The organism is Kitasatospora sp. NPDC057512 (assembly GCF_042802135.1).
Classification (GTDB): Bacteria; Actinomycetota; Actinomycetes; order Streptomycetales; family Streptomycetaceae; genus Kitasatospora.
The window spans coordinates 1-2,897 of the sequence record NZ_JBHVET010000910.1 but is presented as its reverse complement, the minus strand read 5'-3'; the positions used below and the strand labels follow the sequence as shown (position 1 = coordinate 2,897).

The window sequence follows — 2,897 nt, the reverse complement described above, 5'->3', positions numbered from 1 at the left end:
AACCTCGACTCCCGCTCCGGCGCCGAGATCCTCTCCTTCCTGCGCAACTCCGTGCGCGAGCTCGGCCAGACCGTCGTCATGGTCACCCACGACCCCGTCGCCGCCTCCTACGCGGACCGCGTCGTCTTCCTCGCCGACGGCCGCATCGTCGACGAGCTCCACCAGCCCACCGCCGACACCGTCCTGGACCGCATGCGCCGCTTCGACGCCAAGGGCCGCACCAGCTGATCCGGCGCGGCAGCGCCCGAAGCCACCCGTCCCCCGAGTACCCCCAGGACTGACGCTCCCCCATGTTCCGCACCGCACTGCGCAATGTGCTCGCCCACAAGGGCCGACTGCTGATGACGGTACTGGCCGTCATGCTCGGCACCGCCTTCGTGTCCGGCACGCTGGTCTTCTCCGACACCTTCGGCAACGCGCTGAGGACCCAGAACTCCAAGAGCTACACCGACGTCGCCGTCACGGTCAGCGACCGCGAGGCCCGCAACCTCAGCGACGACGACGGCGGCCGGATCGCCGGTCCGACCCTCACCGAGGAGACCCGCACCAAGGTCGCCACGGTGCCCGGCGTCGCCGAGGTCCGCGGCGTGGTCAGCGGCTTCGCCGGCATCGCCGACACCAAGGGCGCGCTGATCGGCAACGGCTTCTCCACCACCGGCACCAACTACGTGCCGGGCGCCGACGGCACCGACCCGCGCTACCCGCTGGTCGAGGGCCGCGGCCCGAAGGACGCCACCGAGATCGCGCTGGACCGCAAGACCGCCGAGAAGGGCGGCTACAAGGTCGGCGACACCGTCCGGGTCGCGGTCAACGGCCCGGTGATGAAGCTCAAGCTCACCGGCACCCTGACCACCAACGACCCGCGCGTGGTGGCCGGCGGCTCGCTCGCCGCCTTCGACACCGCCACCGCCCAGCAGCTCTACCTGACCCCGGGCCGCTACGCCGAGCTGGACGTCAAGGCCAAGCCGGGCACCGACGACGCCGCGCTGCTCGCCGCCGTCAAGCAGGCCGTCCCGCAGGGCGACTTCATCGAGGCGAAGACCGGCCGTGAACTCGCCGCCGAGCAGGACGAGATGATCAGGAAGGGCACCACCGTCCTGACCACCGTCCTGATGGGCTTCGCGGGCATCGCGCTGTTCGTCGGCATCTTCATCATCGCCAACACCTTCACCATGCTGGTCGCCCAGCGCACCAAGGAGCTGGCGCTGCTGCGCGCCGTCGGCGCCACCCGCCGCCAGATCACCCGCTCGGTGCTGATCGAGGCCGTGCTGGTCGGCCTGACCGCCGCGGTGACCGGTCTGCTGGCGGGCATCGGCATCGCCGCCGGACTCAAGTCGCTGCTCAACGGCCCGATGGACGCCAACCTGCCGGACGGCCCGCTGATCATCGCCCCGACCACGGTGGTCGCCGCGCTCGCGGTCGGCGTGCTGGTGACGGTGCTGGCCGCCTGGCTGCCCGCCCGCCGGGCCTCCCGGATCGCCCCGGTGGCGGCGATGAGCTCGGCCGAGCAGCCCGCGACCCAGAAGGGCCTGCGGATCCGCAACACCATCGGCCTGCTGTTCTCCCTGGCCGGCCTCGCCGCGCTGGCCAGTGGTGTCGGCGGCAAGGAGGTCAAGCTGGTCGGCCTCGGCGCCGGCGCGCTGCTGATCGGCGTGTTCGTGCTGACCCCGCTGCTGTCCCGGCCGCTGATCGCGCTGTTCGCCCCGCTGCTGCGCGCCGTGTACGGCGCCCCGGGCAAGCTGGCCCAGGAGAACGCGGTCCGCAACCCGCGCCGCACCGCCGCGACCGCCTCGGCGCTGACCATCGGCGTCACCCTGATCACCTCGCTGACGGTGATCGGCGCCTCGGTGAACCAGGCGGTGGACAAGGCCGCCGAGACCGACCTCAAGGCCGACTACACCGTCGCCATGCAGAACTTCTCGAAGCTCTCCCCCGAGGTCGCCGCCCAGATCGCCAAGGCGCCCGGCGTCAGCGTGATCAGCGCCGAGCGCGGCGTCACCGTCAAGACCGGGCAGAACGGCGAGGACAGCGAGTGGATGACCGCGGTGGACGCCGCGACCATCGACCAGCTGGCCACCGTCAAGGTCAAGGAGGGCTCCCCGGACGCCCTCAAGCAGGGCAGGCTGCTGGTCAGTTCGGGCCGCGCCGAGCGCGCCGGCTACAAGGTCGGCGACACCCTCGCCGTCACCTACCCGGACGGCGCCAAGGGCTCGCTGACCATCGGCGGCATCCTGGAGGCCCACACCGCGCTGGCCTCGGTCGTCGTCCCGGAGGCCGTGGTCGCCCCGCACCTGGCGCCCGGCACCGGCCTGGAGAAGGTCCTGGTCAAGGGCACCAACGGCGCGACCGAGGAGCTGAAGCAGGCGCTGCGCGACGCGACCGGCGGCAACCCGCTGATCGCGGTCAAGGGCGCGAAGGAGATCAAGGCGGAGAACCGCCAGATGATCACCGGCATCCTCAACATGATGTACGGGCTGCTCGGCATGTCCGTGGTCATCGCGGTGCTCGGCGTGGTCAACACCATGGCCATGTCGGTGTTCGAGCGCCGCCGGGAGATCGGCATGCTGCGGGCGATCGGCCTGGACCGGCTCGGCATCCGCCGGATGGTCCGGCTGGAGTCGCTGCTGATCGCGCTGTTCGGCGGGCTGGTGGGTGTCGGGCTCGGCATCCTGGTCGCCTGGGCGGGCGTGCGCACGATGGCGGACAGCCTCAAGGACATCACCACCGTGGTGCCGCCGGTGCAGACCGTCGGCTTCCTGCTCGCGGCCGCCGTGATCGGCCTGCTGGCCGCGCTCTGGCCGGCCCACCGGGCGGCGAAGCTGGACATCCTGGACTCGATCAAGAGCCAGTAGTCCGGGCCCGGAACGGACGGAGCCCCCGGGGCGGTTCGCGAGAAC

At 71.7% G+C, this 2,897-nt stretch carries 1 protein-coding gene and 1 pseudogene; both read left to right on the top strand.

Features of this window, described 5'->3' with window-relative positions; translation table 11 throughout:
- Window positions 1-228: pseudogene (locus ACFU6K_RS35640) on the top strand (ABC transporter ATP-binding protein); the annotation flags it as partial.
- Between the two features lie 62 nt (window positions 229-290).
- Window positions 291-2,852 (top strand): ABC transporter permease, encoded by a 2,562-nt coding sequence (locus tag ACFU6K_RS35635; RefSeq protein ID WP_380670273.1) that lies wholly within the window; start codon window positions 291-293, stop codon window positions 2,850-2,852.
- Window positions 2,853-2,897 lie beyond the last annotated feature (45 nt).